Source organism: uncultured Mucilaginibacter sp., from assembly GCF_913773635.1.
Taxonomy (GTDB): Bacteria; Bacteroidota; Bacteroidia; order Sphingobacteriales; family Sphingobacteriaceae; genus Mucilaginibacter.
Window position 1 is genome coordinate 1 of sequence record NZ_CAJYGQ010000010.1, and the last position, 13,615, is coordinate 13,615.

Consider the following 13,615-nt stretch of genomic DNA (forward strand, 5'->3'; position numbering starts at 1 on the left):
TACCTTTTTGTATAAGGCGCCGAGTATGAAAACAACAGGTATTAAAAATAATAAAAGGTTACTTGCAACTTTTGACACTATGCTTATCTCATCTTTTGATAAGTACGCCGAAAAGTACCAAACTATCAATCCAATAAACGCCGTAAATCCACCTATCCATGCCAGTACAACTTTATTAATCAAATTAATACGTTGTTTGACAGCAACGGCAAGCATACCTACAATGGTGGCTACATATGTGGCTATAATGCATGGTATAAAAATATCTGTTGGGTCGGTAGCTTTAAATATAGCCCTTTGTGCAATAATGCTCACAGGCAACAGGGTAAGCCCCGATGTGTGAAGCACCAAAAACATAATTTGTGCATTTGACGCCGTGTCTTTACTTGGGTTAAGTTCTTGAAGGCTGCCCATGGCTTTTAAACCAAGTGGTGTTGCGGCATTGTCTAACCCCAGCAGGTTTGCCGAAAAGTTCATCATCATTTGCCCTGTAGCCGGATGATCTTTGGGTACTTCGGGAAAAAGCCGGTTAAAAAAAGGGCCAACAATACGAGACAAGAATCTGATCGCACCGGCTTTCTCTCCAATATTCATTACACCCAGCCAAAACGCCATAGTGCCAATTAAAGGCAAGGCAATACTCATTACCGCTGTTTGGGTCGAATCAAACAACCCTTCAACTAAATGCTGAAAGGCATCAACATCGCCCAAAAAAATAAGTTTAGCAAGAGCTACAAAAAATGCAATGATGAATAAGGCAATCCAAATATAGTTTAGGGCCATTTTATGAATAAAGAATGATTAGTTGTAAGCAGTAATATTTCTATCAGACACGATGCGTATGTCGTAATCTTTTTTTATGGGATTGAAAGGCACCTTATCAGTAACCATTATATAAATGTTACCCAAGTCTTTCACCTTGTAATTAACTACGCCCGATGTTTCTTCGGCTCCCAGTAAGTAGGGAGCAATGGAGTTGTTAACGAGATTAAGCTGCTGCAATTCGTCGGTTGCTATGTAAATATATAAGCGTCTGCCATCGGCACGTAACTCAACATCGGTAGATGAATTACCGGGTAAAGCCATATGGTACTTTAGGTTGGTAGCTTTTTTTGATTTTAAAAGAGTGTACCCCTTGCTTTGCATAAAATCATCAGCTTTTTGTAAGTTGTTATTTATAAGATACACAAGGTCATCATAAGACAGCAGATTTTGCTGAGCCATGCATAAAATTGATGATAAACACAGCCCTAACAATAAAAGCAAACTTTTCATGGGAAAACGTGGAGATAAATCTATCATTTTTATAGACTGTAAACAAAACTTTCAACTCAAAATAATAATTTAGCCTTTTTACAAAGCAAGAAGATTATGCCTCAGATAGAATTGGTACGCGTAAGCGGCGATTATGGCTTTGAAGCCAAAGACGAATACGGCCATAGTATTAAAATGGATAGCAGCCCTGAAAGTGGCGGCCAGAATTATGGTGTGCGCCCTATGCAAATGTTGCTTATGGGTTTGGGAGGTTGCTCGGCTATTGATGTGATAAGCATACTTAAAAAGCAACGCCAGGAAGTGCTTGATTACAGCATGAAAATTAATGGCGACCGCGAGGCTGGTGTTGAACCTTCTTTGTGGCAAAACATTACTATTGAATTTCATTTAAAAGGTAACATTGATGAGGATAAGGCTAAACGGGCCGTTGAATTATCTTTACATAAATACTGCTCGGTAGCTGCCACGCTTGAAAAGGCCGGTGCCGAAATATCGTGGAAGGTGTTTATTCACCCTGCCGTTTAATTATTAAAAATCAAACAGATGTCAACAGATCATTTGCATCCCTTAAGTAAAGCAATACGCATAAGGGCTGCCAAAACACTACAACAGGAACACTCAACACCTTTATACTTAACCAGCAGTTTTACGTTTGACGAAGCTGAAGCCATGCGCGCAGCCTTTGCTGATGAAACTGAGGCAAACATTTACAGCCGTTTCAGCAACCCAACGGTTGATGAATTTATTGCTAAAATGTGCGCACTTGAAAATGCCGATTCCGGTTTTGCAACATCAAGCGGCATGAGCGCAGTTTTCTCATCAATGTTTGCGCTGCTGCAACAGGGTGACCATTTAATATGCTGCAGCTCGGTATTTGGAAGCACCTTTACTGTTGTTACTAAATATTTACCTAAGTACGGTATTACCTGCACCCTTGTGCCTGCCAATGATAACGCAGCCTGGGAAGCAGCTGTGCAGCCTAACACTAAAATGGTTTACCTGGAAACACCTACGAATCCTCAGCTCGAAATTTTAGATTTGGAATGGGTAGGACAGTTTTGCAAAAAGCACAAGCTTGTTTTTAATGTAGATAATTGTTTTGCCACACCTTTACTTCAGCGCCCAACCGATTTTGGTGCCGATTTAGTAGTACATTCTGCCACCAAGTGGATTGACGGCCAGGGCCGTGTAATGGGAGGCGTTATCGTTGGACGTGAAGATTTAATTAAGGAGATTTATCTATTTTGCCGTAATACAGGGCCATCATTATCGCCGTTTAACGCGTGGGTGTTAAGTAAAAGTCTTGAAACGCTTGACGTGCGTATGCAACGTCACTGCGAAAATGCACTTCAAGTAGCCGAAGCCTTACAAAGCCATCCGCAGGTTAGCTGGGTGAAATATCCTTTTTTGCCTTCGCATCCTCAATATGAAATTGCCAAAAAGCAAATGGCCGCTGGCGGTGGTGTATTATGCTTTGAAATAAAGGGTGGGTTAAATGCGGGCCGTAAATTTTTAGATAACCTGAATATGTTATCAGTTACTGCTAACCTGGGTGATAGCCGCAGTATAGCATCGCATCCGGCCAGTACAACCCATTCAAAGCTTACTGATGAGCAGCGTGCCGCGGTAGGAATTACCCCGGGTTTGATTCGTATATCAACCGGTTTAGAAAAAGTTGATGATATTATAGCAGATATTAGCCAGGCACTTGAAAAAAGTGCGTTGTAAAGTTCAAAGTGTTTTATGAGTACTCAGGTTCCGATTCCGACACTGCATTTATTTGCCAAGCTTGATCAACTGCTTCTTGATGTTTTAAGGCCATTATCTATTGACGCCTGGGATTCGCCGACTCTTTCACCGCAGTGGACTATAAAAGATATTGCGGCACATTTGCTTGACGGTAACTTGCGTACGTTATCAATTTTACGCGATGGATTCAGAGGTGACCCTCCTGTAAACATCAGCAGTTATCGTGATTTGGTTAACTATCTTAACGACTTAAATACCATTTGGGTATTGGCTTATAAGCGTATTAGTCCGCGGTTGTTATTGCAAATGTTAGAGACTACGGGGAAAGAGTACATTGAATGCCTTGAAAAATTAGAACCCTTTACGCCGGCAATGTTTTCGGTAGCCTGGGCGGGGGAGAGCGAGTCGCAAAACTGGTTTCACATAGCAAGAGAGTACACAGAAAAGTGGCACCATCAACAACAGATACGTGAAGCACTCGGGTTGCAGCAGGAGTTGATGTCGGCAGAGTTGTTTCATCCGTGTATTGAAACTTTCATGAAAGCGTTACCAAACGCTTACAGGTCTGCAGACGCTGTGGTGGGCACCATTGTTAAGGTTGAAGTAATGGGAGAGGGCGGCGACATTTGGTATATTGAAAAGACATTAGCAGGCTGGCGCTTTATAAACAACATGGCTATGGTACCCCCGGCCGCTTACATATGCATGCCCGATCATATTGCATGGAAACTTTTTACCAAGGCGTTAAAGCATGCAGATGTCGAGGGGTTAATCAAAACAGAGGGTGAATTGAGCTTAGTAAGTCCTGTTTTAAATATGCTTACTGTAATGGCTTAAATCCAACTTGTATACTTAAGCACACACCTAAAAGAAAGACAAAAGCCGGAGTTAAAATTCCGGCTTTGTTGTTTTACAACTTTTGGATGTAAATTATAATAAATAATTAAACGTCTCATTTACAGAATTATTGTTCATGATTTTAATCATTTTTTAATATGTTATTTAACATGTTACAACACGTTTAAATAGCTACATGGCATCAATGTTGAATTTAAAATTCCAACAGAGCGACACAAGCGCTCTAAGTAAAAAATCAACATTGTATTTATGAAGCTACATTTAAGAAAAGCCGGACTGCTACTCACAGGAGTGGTAGTTAGCAGCAAATTATTTGCACAAACTCCCGATTCTACTAAAAATTATGTACAGCCATTTTCAGGCGAGAAGAATTTCAGAACATGGTCAATTGGTGCTCATGGAGGTATGATGTCACCTTATACTATTTTCAGAGGAAGCGAAGATTACAAAACACCTAATGAAAGATGGGGATACGGTGGTTATGTAAAAAAACAAATACTACACTCTTTTGGCTTACAAGCTAACTTTTTCAGAGGACACGTACAAGGAACTAACCCTGATGGTATAAATCCTTTTCAACGCTTTGAAACGAAGATTAAATATGCAGTTGACATCAGCGCTAATATTACGCTGGCTAACATCAACTGGAAAAATCATAAAAGCTTTATGCAACCATACCTGAGCGTTGGTGGTGGTAGCATGAATTACAGCACATCATTGTACGCACAAGGTGCATCATCACCAACAACCCGTACAGATGATTACCAACAATTTTATATTCCCCTGGGTGCCGGTTTAAAAGTAAACCTTGCTCCGGGTATAAATTTAGATTTGGGTTACCAGGTTAACTTCGTTCAAAGCGACAACCTTGATGGTTACAACTACGGTGGCCGTAATGACAAGTTTTCATACGCTCACGCCGGTTTAGAGTTTGCTTTAGGCAGAAAATCAAAACCACAATTAGCTACTCACAACCCGGTTAATTCAATGCGCACCGAGTATTTAATGGCCGAACGTGCATTGCAAATGCAATTGGATCAGCAAAAAGCTGAAAATCAAAAACTACGTGAAGATTTAAATACTACTAATTCAAACATCGCCCGTTTAACAGTTGACTCTGATGGTGATGGTGTATTAGATGTGAACGATAAATGTCCTAACACGCCTCCAGGTACTAAAGTTGACGGTTCGGGTTGTCCGCTACCTGCTCCGGTAACTAAGGTTTATGTAACTGAGGAAGATAAAAAAGTAGTTAAAGACGCAATTGCTAATCTTGAGTTTGACTTAGGTAAAGCTACAATCCGTCCTAAATCATTCCCAAGCCTTGATCGTGTAGCTCAATTATTAATCGATAAAAACTTCAGTTTAAAACTTGCAGGCCATACCGATAACACCGGTTCGGCTGAGTTGAACATGAGATTATCAAAAGACAGAGCTGAATCAATCAAAGCTTATTTGGTAAGCAAAGGCGCAAATGCATCACGTATTGAAGCTGTAGGTTATGGTAAAAACCAGCCTATTGCATCAAATGCAACTGCTGCCGGTCGTCAGCAAAACCGTCGTGTAGAGTTTACTCTTTATTAATAGAGAATAAATTCAACACCAAAAAAGGCCTGCTTAATTAAGCAGGCCTTTTTTTATTAAATACTTTCATAAAACTCAGCTATACTGCTGAAGTATACGGTGTTCCAACCGTCCACAATATCATCATAAGCTTCGTCGGGTATGTTTGTATGCCTTAGCTCACATGAGGTTCCGTTTTTGTCGGCGTGCAGTTTTATGGTAACTATTGAAGGTTCGTCCTGCCCGTCAAAGTACCATTGTTGAACAATCTTTTTGCCTTCTTCAAATTCAATGTTTTTGCCAACAATACTGCCGTCCCACATACTAAATTCACTACCTGGCTCGGTTGACATTTCTGCCGGTTCGCCGGTCCAAAGTTGTATGGTTATGGGGTTGGTTATAGCCGCATAAATTTCTTGCGGCGTAGCACCTATCATGTAATATTTTTTGTAATCCTTCACAAGGCAAACTTAACAATAATGTAGCTTATTTTGCTTCAACCGGCCCAATAGGTAATATTGTTTTGCCATATACATCATTAAGTACACCGGCAATGCCTGTATAAATAGCCGATGCACCACAAATTATTCCCTCATAACCGGCCAAATGCTTTATTCCGGTATCTCCACTTGCATCACCCCAAACCAGTAACCCAAACAAAATGACTAATGAGGCAAATACGAATTGCAAGGCTCTGCTAAGTCGCAAGGTGCCAAAGAAAAGACATAATGTAAAAATGCCCCACATGCTAAGATAAGCAACCATGCTGCCGTTGCTTGCAGGTTCGCACCAACCCAATTTTGGCATAACTATGAGCGCTACCAATGATAGCCAGAAAAAGCCGTAGGAAGTAAAGGCTGTAAGGCCAAAAGTGTTGTTCTTTTTAGCCTCAATTATACCGGCAACTACTTGTGCCAGGCCGCCATAAAAAATGCCCATTGCTAAAATCATGGAGCTTAACTCGGTGAAGCCAGCATTATGAATGTTCAGTAAAACGGTAGTAAGGCCAAAAGCACAAAGGCCTAGCGGTGCAGGATTGGCGGTGCCATCCTTTACCACCACATGGGTAGTTGGAATCATAATTTAAACCAGGTTTATAAACGGTTAGTGATGGCAATATAAACTATTAAATATCAAATCACAACAAAATGACAAACCCCTTTAGCTTGCAAGCGTTATGTGGCATATGGCTTTACAATTGGTACTATTAAGGCACGGTGAAAGTGAGTGGAACAAAGAGAACCGTTTTACCGGGTGGACTGATGTTGACTTGTCAGAAGAAGGAGTAAGGCAGGCAAGGCATGCCGGAAAGCTATTGAAAGAACATGGCTTTACCTTTGATGTTGGCTTTACATCGGTGCTCAAGCGGTCAATCAAAACGTTGCATAACGTATTAGAAGAGTTAGATCATTTATGGATACCCGTACAAAAATCATGGCGGTTAAATGAGCGCTTTTATGGTGCATTGCAAGGGCTAAACAAACAGGAAACCATAGATAAGTACGGTGAAGAACAGGTACACAAGTGGCGCCGCGATCCACGTGAACATCCGCCTGCAATAACGGAAGATGATGAACGTTTTCCGGGCCATTATTTGCGTTACAACGATTTAACTTACCGTGAATTACCCCTTACTGAAAACTTAAGTGAAACAATGACGAGGGCTTTACCCTTTTGGCATGAAACCATCGTGCCTGCACTAAGGCAAAACCAAAAGGTTATTATTTGTGCACATGGCAATAGCTTAAGGGCTTTGGTGCAGTATATTGATAATTTAAGTGACGATGAAGTTTCGAAACTAGATATACCTACTGCAACCCCCTGGATATATGAGCTTGATGATCGCTTGAACCAAATCAAGCATTACTATTTGTAACGTAAGCCAAGATTTATCCAGCAGTTATAATTATTGCTATAAAACACAAATGCCCTTTCTGAATGAAAGGGCATTTGTGTTTTATGTGTTTGATGATTACTTGGCGCTATCGCTAATGGCCAAGCCCCAATCTTTGCCTTTATCAACGGCAGGCACACCTTTGTCCATCCATACTGGCATTGGTTTGCCTTTAAGGAAGTGGTCAAAGAACTGTGCTTCACGTATGGTAATGTCTTTACGGTTTTTACGCTGCACTAAATTATGTGCTTCGTCATTATATTGAAGCATCCAAACAGGTTTGCCTAAACGGCGTAAAGCAGTAAACATTTCAATACCCTGGTACCAAGGCACAGCTCCGTCGGCATCGTTAGCCATTACAACAACCGGTGTGTTAACTTTAGGGAAATGGAATAAAGGTGAGTTCTCGATGTACAATTCAGGTTTTTCCCACAAGGTAGCACCAATACGACTCTGAGTTTTTTCATATTGGAACTGACGGTTTACACCGCTTTCCCAACGTATACCACCGTAAGCCGATGTCATATTTGCTACCGGTGCGCCAGCCCATGCTGCTGCATACATGTCATTTTGAGTAATGAGGTATGCAACCTGATAACCGCCCCAGCTTTGTCCTTGTATGCCAATGTGCTTACCGTCAACCCACGGGTTTTTCTTCAGTGCTTCAACACCTGAGTTAATAAACTCAACAGCTGATTGCCCCGGGTGGCCAACTTCATAACTAATATCAGGTGTAAACACCAGATAACCATTACTTGCGAAGTAAGAAATAGGTAGTCGTGATGGGGTAGGAGCCGGAGATTGGTAGCCATACAATCCGTCAGAAACCTTTTCATAAAAATACACCAGCATAGGGTATTTCTTGTTCGGGTCAAAGTCTTCTGGCTTGTAAAGTACACCTGTTGATTTGTAGCCTTTTGGTGTGGTCCAGTGTACAAGTTCTGCGGTAAACCAATTGTAATTGGCTTGCTGCGGATTAATTGCGCTTAGCTTGGTTTCCTTTTTTAAATCAGTTGATACGTATAAGTCGGGCGATTTATCAAAGCTGCCTTTAGTATAAATATATACGTCGGCGTTTTTTGCCTTATTAACGCTGCCGTAGCTAAACGGACCCATCACTACCATTTGCGGTGCTTTTTTTGCACCGAATGATTGCGTGTAATATCCCCATTGCTTACTTTCTTCGTTTTGGACAGAAAGGATTAAAGGTTTTTTGGTAGAAATGTAACGATCATCTTCATCACCGCCGCCAAAGCCACCAAAACGACCTCCGGCTGCATTAGGTGATACATAGCGGAACACTAATTTATTTTTACGGCCGGCGCCATTAGTAACGCTTGTTGAAGCTCCTGTTGCAGGGTCAATGCTCCAAATATCGTAACGATCATAAATCAAAACGTTCTTATCGCCGGTGGTCCAGCCTGCAATTCCATAAGGTGATGGATCATCTGGTACGTCGTTATCCTCATCGCCAACTTTAACCCCTAATGCTTTAGTAAGATTTACTTTTTTGCCATTAGCCATGTTGTAGCTATAGTAGTTTTGATCTTTTGAGTCGAACCAAACAACATAGTTACCGCCCGTTGAAAATTGGTATCGAGCTTTTGTACGGTCAATGATTTTTTTGCGTTCGCCGGTTTTGGTATCAATCAAATACGCTTCTGAACGGCCTCCGCCTTCCCATTGAGATTGTACACGGCTACCAGTATCGGTTACCCCAAGCACGTAACGGGCATCATTGCTCATTGGCTGCGATATGTTTTCAATGAACTGATCGGCAAGTTGAACTACTTTACGGTCGCCTTCATTCGGACGAATAACAGCGAGGTAGTTACGACGCAAATCACGTTGAAGCGTTCTTAATTGTTGCGGTTGTAAGTATTCATCCTTGTAATTCCATACATCGAGTTTTGCAGTCTCAAATTCAACCAGCGAAGTATCTATAGGCTTTGGAATCGGCGCTGTTCCAAAAAATAAATTGTTACCGCTTTTACTAAAGTAAATACGTCCGTCGCCGCTAACAGCCCATTTTGGTTTCATGCCGCCCATATCAGCACCGGCTATTACTACAGCGCTATCTTTTCCAGTGTTGTAGTAGTAAAGTTTATAAGGCTTAACACGCGCACGCTCCGGATTTTTTTCGGCTGCGAAGGCAAGTTGTTTTCCATTTTCGTCAAAAGCCAAAGCTTTATAGGTGCCGCGTCCGGTGCTTATTTTTTTAACAGCATCTTTGTCAATTTCGTAAAGATAAACGCCCGACAGGACATTTTCTTTGTTACGGCGTGGGGCAGTTACGGCGTAGGCTACATATTTACCATCTTTAGATAATTGGTATTCTGTGACATACTTAAACGTACGCTGTTTATTGTTGACTAACTGTTTAATGGTTAAATCGGCACCTTCTCGGGTTGGTGGGGCTATTGTGTTGGCAACGGCCCTGCGTGAAGTATCGCCAGCAGCCGGGCGGCGAACAGTGTCAGAGGGTGCCAGATAAGCAAATACCGGAGCTTTCTCTGCAATTTTGAACGAACGTACACCAGCAACTTTTGTAATAGCGTTACCGCCAAGTGTTAAAATGCCTAGGGTGTCTTTCGGCATTTCATCAGGGCGTTTCTTTTTAATTCGTGCTGCTCTGGTTACTGCGTAGGGAGCGCGTATCAGGAATACAGCATATTTTGAATCGGCAGTGAAACGTGCCGTATCAGCACGTGTAACTGTGAATTTACCGGTGTTTTTTGAGGACGTGATTACCATATTGGCATCACCTTGTTGTGGTTTAACCACATAGGCCACCCATTTGCCATCATTAGTTATAATTTGGTTGGCGACTGCTTGCCAGCCGTCATAAACCGAATGGTCGAGCGGTTTTTTAGCAGCTTTTTGAGCAAAAACGCTCATGCTTGCTGCTGAAAACAAGCTTAAGAGTAAAACTTTACGCATTTTGAGTTTGAGTTTTTGTTTAAATCAATCTAAAAATGCGCAAAAAAGAAAAGAGATGAAAGAGAGCTATGAAAAAGTTACATAACCCCTTTATTATTGAGGAGCAAATAAGCATTGAGTGTAAAGTTTAACACTTTTGTATAAAACTTTACACTCTATGCTTATTGAATTTTGCCTTTAATTATGCCATGCCTTTGTTTAACGCTATAACTGCATTATCAAAGTCTTCGCGGTTTACTAAAAACTGAATATTTACCTGGCGCAGTGCAAACCCTGCACTCTTAATGTTAATACCGTCCTGAGCCAATGCATTGGCTGCACGTGCCAGTAGGCCTGGCTGATCCATATTAGAGCCAATAAGGCAAACTATGGCAACTTTTTCAACGGTCACCTTCTCAAAATTTGTTTGCAGATCCTGGAACAGCTTGTCGGTGTAATCCTTTTCCCAAATCACTATTGATATGCTGTTGGCACTGGTTGCCTTAAAGTTGTAGCTAACACCATTATCGGCAAAAATTTGCATAATGTGTAGGTCGGTGCCCACATTTCCAACCATAAGCGGGTCGTAAATGTCAACCATAATCAGCTTATTGGTGCCCGTAATAACCTCAACCTTTTTCTCAGGAGATATGTATTCGCGTGTAATCAAAGTTCCCGGGTGCTCTGGCTCAAAGGTGTTTTTTATACGCAGGTTGATATTATTTATTTCAAGGGGTTTTGATGCTTTCGGGTGAATAGCTTCCATACCCACATCGGCCAGTTGATCGGCTACGTCATAATTTGTGAAACCTACAGGTGAGCAGTTGTGCACGCCAACCAAAACCGGATCTGCCGAGCAAAGGTGGTATTCTTTGTGAATGATGGCCTCCTGAGGTTGCACTGCAACGGCTATCTTGCTGAAGGTAACCTCAGAATATCCACGGTCAAACTCACGCATAATACCCTCTGTGCCTTTTGTATACCCGGTGGCAATACAAATAGTATTTGCAAAGTCAATATCTTTAAACGCCTGTTTTATACGCTGGTCAATAGTGTATGGCTCATGATCATGAAAGCCGCTTAAATCAACCAAAGTGGCATTAATGCCCATGTTTTGCAGAATATTAGTAAATGCAAAAGCTGAATGAGTTTCGCCAATAGAAGCTAAAATTTCACGCGCTGCTTGTAAAATTCCTTCGGTACTTACATAACCAGAAGCTAGAATACCTGTAAGGTTCTCTAAAAAACCTTCGGCATGGCGTACATGACCTTCAATAAAATTGTTGGCAGTATTCAAATCTAAACCCAAAGGCTCGTATTGCTTGTTAAGCTCTTTAAGCTTCACAATGAGCTCTTCAAGTGCAATCTTAAAGTCTTGATGTTTGGCAATTAAATGGTATACGCCTGGTGCACCGGTTTTCTTATTCTCTAACAAAAGGTTAGTTACACCCGAAAATGCCGATACCACAAATATGCGGTTATAAAGCTCGCTGCCGGTACGGTTATACTGGATGATGTTTTTGATTACATCGCCCAGGGCACTCATTGATGTGCCGCCAATTTTTTCTACAGTTAACATGGATAAGTTAGTATATTTAGAAGGCATCATTCACAGATCAAAGATGTGCTTTGCCTTATATATTCAAATTGTTAAAGGGCCCGAATATAACGCTTCGGAGTTAATTGAACGGTTTTATTATCCGTTTAACCTTCTTTGCTATATAGAACCCCGGCTTTGTCTGCAGACAGCCTTATGCCTTTAATCATTGCCGAACTGAAACCGTGATGTTCCATTTCATTTAAGCCTGCAATTGTACAGCCTTTAGGTGATGTAACCTTGTCTATCTCCTGTTCGGGGTGCGAGGCCAGCTGCAGCAGCAAATCGGCAGCGCCTTTGGCAGTTTGTGCGGCCATTTTAAGTGCATCATGTGCATGGAAGCCAATTTCGGTTCCGCCTTGAGAGGCTGCCCTTATTGAACGCAAAAAGAACGCAATACCGCAAGCGCATAAGGCAGTTGCCGATGTCATGAGTTCCTCATTGATTTGTACGGTAATGCCAACAGTATCAAAAAGGTCTTTTACACGTTGTATGTTTTCTGTAGATGCCTTGTCGGTACCTATACAAGTCATAGAATGGCCAATGGCGATAGCGGTGTTAGGCATGGCCCTTACCACCTGTACATCCATATCCAATTGCTTGCAAATATCATCACAGCTAACTCCGGATATAACGGAGATAAACAGCTGGCTGTTGGCTTTGACAGCCGGCTTAATTTCATTTAGTAATTTATTAAGTTGCTGCGGTAAAACCGCTAAAACCACAATATTTGCATCGCTGACAGCCTGCAAATTATTAGCCGTGGTAATTACGCCAGTTTGTGCTAAATCAGCAAGTGCAGCTACATTACGACGGGTTAATATTACTTCTTCAGGTTTGTACTTCCCAGCTTTAATAAGTCCTTTGGCTAACGAAAGACCAATATTGCCGCTGCCTAATATGGCAATTCTGTTACTCATATTTAATTACTTAATCGTGTGCCAAACGGTTGATTGTTGCCTAGTTTACCTAACTCGTCAGATTTTCCGATAACCACGGCCTTAACACCGCATGATATGGCGGCAAAGGCGTTATCTAGCTTGGGCAACATTCCGCTGTGTATAATTTGTTGTTTTTTAAGCTCATCATAACGTACCGGATCAATTTCACGAATCAACGACTCTTCATCATTAATATCTTTCAATACGCCTTTTTTCTCAAAGCAATAAATCAATGTAGTGTCATAGTAGTCGGCCAGCGCCACGGCAATTGCTGATGCAATTGTATCGGCATTGGTGTTAAGCATTTGGCCGTCGCCATCATGAGTGAGCGCGCAAAAAGCAGGAGTGAAGCCGGCTTCCATCAGTTTGCTTATGTTTTCAGCATTTACTGATTGGCTGTCCAGGTCGCCCACATAACCATAATCTATTGTTTTTACCGGTCTCTTGGTAGCTTTTATAAAATTTCCGTCCGCTCCTGTCAAACCAATTGCATTTGTGCCAAAACGCTGTAACTGCGCAACAATGTTTTTGTTAATTAAACCGGCATAAACCATGGTAACTACCCTAAGTGTTTCAATATCGGTTATGCGCCGGCCGTCAACCAATTTGGCTTCAATACCTAATTGCTCAGACATTTGGGTTGCAATTCTGCCACCGCCATGTATTAATATTTTATGGCCATCTAAGGCTGTAAAATCTTTTAAAAAGTTGTACAGGTTCTCAGAGTTATCAATGACGTTGCCGCCAATTTTTATAACATACAGTAATTTCATGGTGTTGGGGGCTAAAAATAGCATTTTCCGGGTAATTAATCTACTG

At 41.5% G+C, this 13,615-nt stretch carries 13 protein-coding genes; 5 read left to right on the forward strand and 8 right to left on the reverse strand.

The features are described 5' to 3' along the window. Positions 1-783, reverse strand: a 783-nt coding sequence (locus QZ407_RS12315) for a nucleoside recognition domain-containing protein (protein WP_295771488.1), incomplete at its 3' end; no start/stop codon positions are given. Positions 784-801: 18 nt separating this feature from the next. Next, entirely contained in the window at positions 802-1,224 is a 423-nt protein-coding gene (locus QZ407_RS12320) for a hypothetical protein (protein ID WP_295771490.1), read from the reverse strand. A gap of 147 nt (positions 1,225-1,371) precedes the next feature. On the opposite strand from QZ407_RS12320, the gene QZ407_RS12325 reads away from it, so the two are divergent. The 4 genes from QZ407_RS12325 to QZ407_RS12340 all read left to right on the forward strand — a co-directional run bounded on the left by QZ407_RS12325 (position 1,372) and on the right by QZ407_RS12340 (position 5,466). After that, entirely contained in the window at positions 1,372-1,800 is a 429-nt protein-coding gene (locus QZ407_RS12325; protein ID WP_295771493.1) for an OsmC family protein, read from the forward strand. 18 nt (positions 1,801-1,818) lie between these two features. Beyond that, a complete protein-coding gene (locus QZ407_RS12330; protein ID WP_295771496.1) occupies positions 1,819-3,003 on the forward strand; it encodes an aminotransferase class I/II-fold pyridoxal phosphate-dependent enzyme in 1,185 nt (394 codons plus the stop codon). A 15-nt stretch (positions 3,004-3,018) separates the two neighbouring features. Further along, positions 3,019-3,861: a maleylpyruvate isomerase N-terminal domain-containing protein gene (locus QZ407_RS12335; protein WP_295771499.1), complete on the forward strand. Its 843-nt coding sequence runs from the start codon at positions 3,019-3,021 to the stop codon at positions 3,859-3,861. Between the two features lie 270 nt (positions 3,862-4,131). Beyond that, positions 4,132-5,466 (forward strand): DUF6089 family protein, encoded by a 1,335-nt coding sequence (locus QZ407_RS12340; RefSeq protein WP_295771502.1) that lies wholly within the window; start codon positions 4,132-4,134, stop codon positions 5,464-5,466. A 56-nt stretch (positions 5,467-5,522) separates the two neighbouring features. On the opposite strand, the gene QZ407_RS12345 is transcribed toward QZ407_RS12340, so the two are convergent. Both QZ407_RS12345 and QZ407_RS12350 read right to left on the reverse strand, forming a co-directional pair. After that, positions 5,523-5,906, reverse strand: a complete 384-nt coding sequence (locus tag QZ407_RS12345; protein WP_295771505.1) for an SRPBCC domain-containing protein — start codon at positions 5,904-5,906, stop codon at positions 5,523-5,525. A gap of 25 nt (positions 5,907-5,931) precedes the next feature. Next, positions 5,932-6,525: an acetate uptake transporter gene (locus QZ407_RS12350; RefSeq protein WP_295771506.1), complete on the reverse strand. Its 594-nt coding sequence runs from the start codon at positions 6,523-6,525 to the stop codon at positions 5,932-5,934. Positions 6,526-6,631: 106 nt separating this feature from the next. On the opposite strand from QZ407_RS12350, the gene gpmA reads away from it, so the two are divergent. Continuing rightward, positions 6,632-7,321 (forward strand): 2,3-diphosphoglycerate-dependent phosphoglycerate mutase, encoded by a 690-nt coding sequence (gene gpmA / locus QZ407_RS12355; protein ID WP_295771508.1) that lies wholly within the window; start codon positions 6,632-6,634, stop codon positions 7,319-7,321. 96 nt (positions 7,322-7,417) lie between these two features. Here the strand turns inward: gpmA and QZ407_RS12360 are convergent, their stop codons facing one another. The 4 genes from QZ407_RS12360 to argB form a co-directional block, all read right to left on the reverse strand. Next, the gene (locus QZ407_RS12360; RefSeq protein ID WP_295771511.1) at positions 7,418-10,279 is read right to left on the reverse strand and encodes a prolyl oligopeptidase family serine peptidase; all 2,862 of its coding nucleotides are present in this window, start codon (positions 10,277-10,279) and stop codon (positions 7,418-7,420) included. Positions 10,280-10,460: 181 nt separating this feature from the next. Then, entirely contained in the window at positions 10,461-11,867 is a 1,407-nt protein-coding gene (locus tag QZ407_RS12365) for an aspartate kinase (protein ID WP_295771514.1), read from the reverse strand. Between the two features lie 95 nt (positions 11,868-11,962). Further along, positions 11,963-12,775 carry a pyrroline-5-carboxylate reductase gene (gene proC, locus QZ407_RS12370; protein WP_295771517.1) on the reverse strand — a complete coding sequence of 271 codons (813 nt, stop codon included), beginning with the start codon at positions 12,773-12,775 and terminating at the stop codon, positions 11,963-11,965. 2 nt (positions 12,776-12,777) lie between these two features. Then, positions 12,778-13,569 (reverse strand): acetylglutamate kinase, encoded by a 792-nt coding sequence (gene argB / locus QZ407_RS12375; RefSeq protein ID WP_295771519.1) that lies wholly within the window; start codon positions 13,567-13,569, stop codon positions 12,778-12,780. Between the last annotated feature and the right edge of the window lie 46 nt (positions 13,570-13,615).